General features: G+C 70.7%; 4 protein-coding genes. 2 read left to right on the forward strand and 2 right to left on the reverse strand.

Features of this window, described 5'->3' with window-relative positions:
* Window positions 1–101 precede the first annotated feature (101 nt).
* Window positions 102–1,130, forward strand: a complete 1,029-nt coding sequence (locus tag P1J78_RS24300; RefSeq protein WP_275569956.1) for a lactonase family protein — start codon at window positions 102–104, stop codon at window positions 1,128–1,130.
* A gap of 117 nt (window positions 1,131–1,247) precedes the next feature.
* Here P1J78_RS24300 and P1J78_RS24305 read toward each other — a convergent pair whose 3' ends face one another.
* On the reverse strand, window positions 1,248–2,237 hold the full coding sequence (locus tag P1J78_RS24305; RefSeq protein WP_275569957.1) for a fumarylacetoacetate hydrolase family protein: 990 nt from the start codon (window positions 2,235–2,237) through the stop codon (window positions 1,248–1,250).
* Window positions 2,238–2,737: 500 nt separating this feature from the next.
* Between P1J78_RS24305 and P1J78_RS24310 the strand changes: the two genes are divergently transcribed.
* Entirely contained in the window at window positions 2,738–3,016 is a 279-nt protein-coding gene (locus tag P1J78_RS24310) for a DUF2218 domain-containing protein (RefSeq protein ID WP_275569958.1), read from the forward strand.
* A 124-nt stretch (window positions 3,017–3,140) separates the two neighbouring features.
* Here the strand turns inward: P1J78_RS24310 and P1J78_RS24315 are convergent, their stop codons facing one another.
* The gene (locus tag P1J78_RS24315; RefSeq protein ID WP_275569959.1) at window positions 3,141–3,773 is read right to left on the reverse strand and encodes a nucleoside/nucleotide kinase family protein; all 633 of its coding nucleotides are present in this window, start codon (window positions 3,771–3,773) and stop codon (window positions 3,141–3,143) included.
* Window positions 3,774–3,953 lie beyond the last annotated feature (180 nt).

Consider the following 3,953-nt stretch of genomic DNA (forward strand, 5'->3'; position numbering starts at 1 on the left):
ACGAACCCGGCACCTTCGACGAATGCCTCTACGTCCAGCCCCGCCTGCGCAGAAGCGCCCGCCTGAGACTCAGGCGGAGCGACAAGGCGTAGGGGGGCGCCATGCCCGGGACCGGCGCGGCGCCGGCGGAGGCCGACCAGATCCTGGCGATCTGCCTTCCGGGGGAGGCGGCGGTCGCGCTGTGCGACTTCAACTCGGCGACGGGCACGCTGGCGATGACCCAAAAGCAGCGCCTGCCCGGCGTCGAGGATGACTGCCGCGGCGTGCCCATGGCGGCCAATGCCGACGGGACGCGCCTCTACGTGGCCTGGCGCGGCGCCGACACGCGGCTGTTCAGCTTCGCGCTCGACGGCCGCGCCCGGCGGCTCGACCTGCTCGGCGAGGCCAGCCTGCCCGCCAGCATGTGCTACGCGACGCTCGCCGCGCGCGGGCGGCGCCTGCTGACCTCGTCCTTTACCGGCAGCACGATCGCCATGAGCCCGGTCGATTCCGACGGGCGGGTGGGCGAGCCGCTCATGGTCAGGGAGGCGATGCACGTCCATTGCCTGATCGAAGCGCCGAACGGCCTGGTCTATGCCACCAGCCTTCGCGGCGACTTCATCCAGAGCTATGCATTCGACGAGTCCTGCGCCGATCTGACCCCGGTCGCGCGGTGCGACATGCCGTCGGGCTCCGGCCCCCGGCATCTGGTGTTCACGGCGGACGGCCGGACGGCCTTTCTGCTGTCCGAATATGCCGGCAGCCTGACGCGGCTGGACGTGGACCCCCGCACCGGGGCGCTTGCGCCGGTCCAGACCGTCGATCTGCTGCCGGAGGGCGAGAAAGCCTGGGCCGCGGAGCTGCGGCTGAGCCCGGACGAGCGCCTTCTCTATGCCTCGGAGCGCAACACGTCGCGTCTCTTCGGCTTCCGTCTGGACGCCGAGCGGCGGATGTTGCCGGCCGGCGCGGAGGCCGCGCCGCGCTGCCCGCGCGCCTTCGGCTTCGACCGCACCGGCGCCTATCTTGTGGCACTGGGCGAGGAAAGCGGCGAGGCCCGGCTCTATCGCGTCGCGCCGGATGGCCGGATCGCGCCGGGGGTCGAGCTTCCTGTCGGCACCGCGCCGAGCTGGGTCGTCGCGGCGGCGGTCTGACGGCCCCGGCGGCTGCCGGAGCGGCGGCAGCAGGACGGGACGCGCCCCCGGCCAGCGCCTTTCGCGCGGGGCGCCGCCGCCACGTTGACCGAGGCGGCCGCCCGGCGGGCCGGCGCCTCAGGCGGGCCAGACCACTTCCTGGTCGATGGCGCCCATCACCGACTGGCCCGCGCGGTCGAACAGCTCGATCCGCACACGGTCGCCGGGCTGCATGAAGGCCAGCTCGGCCTTGCCGGTCTTGATGGTTTCCATTGCCCGGTATTCGCCGATGCATCCCGCACCGATCGAGGGATCGTCGTCGGCCGCTTCGTTCGACACGGTGCCGAGGCCCAGCACGGTGCCGGCGGGGAAATTGCGGGTCTGCGCCACATGCGCGATGGCGTCGCCGTAGTGGAAGGGGCTGTCGATGCCGGCCTCGATACAGCCGACCCGTTCGCCGCGCAGGGTCACCTTCATCGTGCCCGACACCATCTTGCCGTCCCAGAGATCGCCCAGCTCGTCGGGCGTCACCACGACCGGGCCCAGGAAGCTTTCCGGCTTGGCGGTCAGAAAGCCGAAGCTGCGCTTCAGTTCCGGCGCCACGATGCGGCGCAGCGACGTGTCCTGCAGCAGGCAGAACAGGCGGATGTACTGGCCGGCCGCGTCGGCGGACACGCCGCGCGGCACGTCGCCGGTGATCGCGGCGATCTCGGCCTCGAAGTCGATGAAATCGGCCGGATCCTGGACGATGGGGTCGTTCCAGGCGCCGTAGCCGTGGCTGATCCCCTGGTAGATCAGCGGCGCGTCCATGATGTCGTCGGGCAGGGTGTCGCCGCGCGCCTCGCGGTTGCGGCGGATGTGGCAGATGTAGCAGGCGCCGTCGAGATACTGATAGGCGCGGGGCAGGGGCGCGGCGAGCGCGGACATGTCGAGCGGGAAGGCCGTCGTGCAGCTGCCGTCGTTGAGCGCGGCATAGATCGCTTCGAGCGTCGGCGCCACGCTGTCCCAGTCGTCGAGCGCCGCCTGCAGCGTCGGCGCGGCGTCCTCTGCCGGCGCCGCCCGGTCCAGATCGCGCGATACCACGATCAGCCGGCCGTCGCGGCCGTGTTTGAGAGAGGCGAGCTTCATCGGTGTCTCCATCGGAAATGTCTGTCGATCGCAGTCTACTCGTCGCGCGCGCAGGTCTCGTCACCCCGACGGGGGACGGCGCGGCAGGCCAACCCACGTCACCCGCAATGGGTATTCTGTCGCAGGGGTCGGGGCGCATAGTCTGCGGTCAGAAACGGGCAGAGCGCAAGGGATGAGCCGCGATGACAACCGGTTCCGCCAAGACTGTCGAGACCGAAGCGGTCTTCGGGGCCGCGGCGGTTCCCGATGAGCCTTCGATCACGCGGACCGTTTCGGTCCCGCCGCTGTCGCGCTACCGCAAGGCGCGACTGCCTGCAAGACCGGCGGCGTCACGCGCCGCCGCCGGAAACTGGACACGCCGCTCGTGTATTTCGGCCATCCGCGCAAGGCGCGACCCGTGGCCGGCGGCAAACTGCTGGGCGAAGAGGACACGGTACGCCTGGCCCGGACAACGGCCGGCGGCGAAGGCTCCCGCCGGTGACAACGATACGGAGACCTTCATGGACAAACTCACCGCAACCGTCGAGACGCCCAATGCGTCGCGCTACCTGCAGCAGCTCTTCAAGCACTGGTCGCACCGCTTCGAGACCGAGTTCACGCCGGAGCGCGGCACGCTGTCCTTTTCCGACGACCAGCGGCTCGCGGCCACGGCATCGGACTCGGCGCTGACGCTGGTGGTCGAGGCGCCGGGCGACAAGGTGGAGGGGCTGGCAAAGGTGGTCGAGGAGCACCTGCTGCGCTTCGCGTTCCGGGAGGATCTGACCGTCTCCTGGGCCTGAGCGGCCGCGCGGGCAGATAACGGCCCCGTGGATCCGACCGCAGGGCCTTTGGGATATTCGAGCCGACCCCGGCCCGGGTTCCACGGGATGCGCGTGTCGGCGCGGCCCCCGGGCGCGGGAGGCGTCAGGCGTCGCGGATCACGAACTCCGCCGGGCGGCTCGCCTCCTGCACCAGATGCACGTTGGGCAGGTCGTTGCCCTCCATCTTCTCGGCGAAGGCGTCGGGCGCCAGGTCCTTCCAGCGCTCCGTCAGCCGGGCCCGCAGCTCCTCGGTCGGCACGTCGAGGAACACCGTCGTGTCGAACGAGGCCGCCAGCGACGTCCAGGGCGGCCGGTCGAGCAACAGGTAATTGCCCTCGACGATCAGGTGGCGCACCGTCTGCGGGATGATCCGCGCGGCGTTCCGGGCGATCTCGATGCTGCGGTCGAAGACCGGGACCGCGATCTCTTCCTCGGTATTGGCGCGCAGGCGGGCCAGCATCGCCGCGAAGCCGCCCACGTCGAAGGTATGCGGCGCCCCCTTGCGGGCGCGGTCTCCGCGGGCCTCCAGCACGATATCGTCGTAGTGGTAGCCGTCCATCGGCAGCACCGCCGCGCTGCCGGGCTCGGCCGCGTTCAACTCGTCGGCGAGCGCCTCCGCGACGGTCGACTTGCCGGCGCCGGGCGGGCCGGCGATGGCGGTGATGCTGCGCGCCGTGCGGCCGCGCCGGGCGATCAGCGCGGCCAGCGCGCGGGAATCGGTGGGCTTCGGTGTCATGCGTCGATTGAACCCGCGAACGGCCCGGATTGAAACAGTTCCCTTTCGGATCGGCGACTGCGTATGCTTGCCGTCGCGGCGCCGGGTCTAACAGGCTGCTGAAAAACTCTGCCTCGACAGGGGTTTGAGAACGTGATTCACCCTTTGCACGGCATGCTGGAGGTGATGATGCGCGGGACG

The organism is Psychromarinibacter sediminicola (genome assembly GCF_029168335.1).
GTDB classification, from domain to species: Bacteria; Pseudomonadota; Alphaproteobacteria; order Rhodobacterales; family Rhodobacteraceae; genus Psychromarinibacter; species Psychromarinibacter sediminicola.

Bases quoted from the DNA above. Each gene is read 5' to 3' on its own strand.
- P1J78_RS24300 (WP_275569956.1), top strand. From the start codon at position 102: ATGCCCGGGACCGGCGCGGCGCCGGCGGAGGCCGACCAGATCCTGGCG.
- P1J78_RS24305 (WP_275569957.1), bottom strand. From the start codon at position 2,237: ATGAAGCTCGCCTCTCTCAAACACGGCCGCGACGGCCGGCTGATCGTG.
- P1J78_RS24310 (WP_275569958.1), top strand. From the start codon at position 2,738: ATGGACAAACTCACCGCAACCGTCGAGACGCCCAATGCGTCGCGCTAC.
- P1J78_RS24315 (WP_275569959.1), bottom strand. From the start codon at position 3,773: ATGACACCGAAGCCCACCGATTCCCGCGCGCTGGCCGCGCTGATCGCC.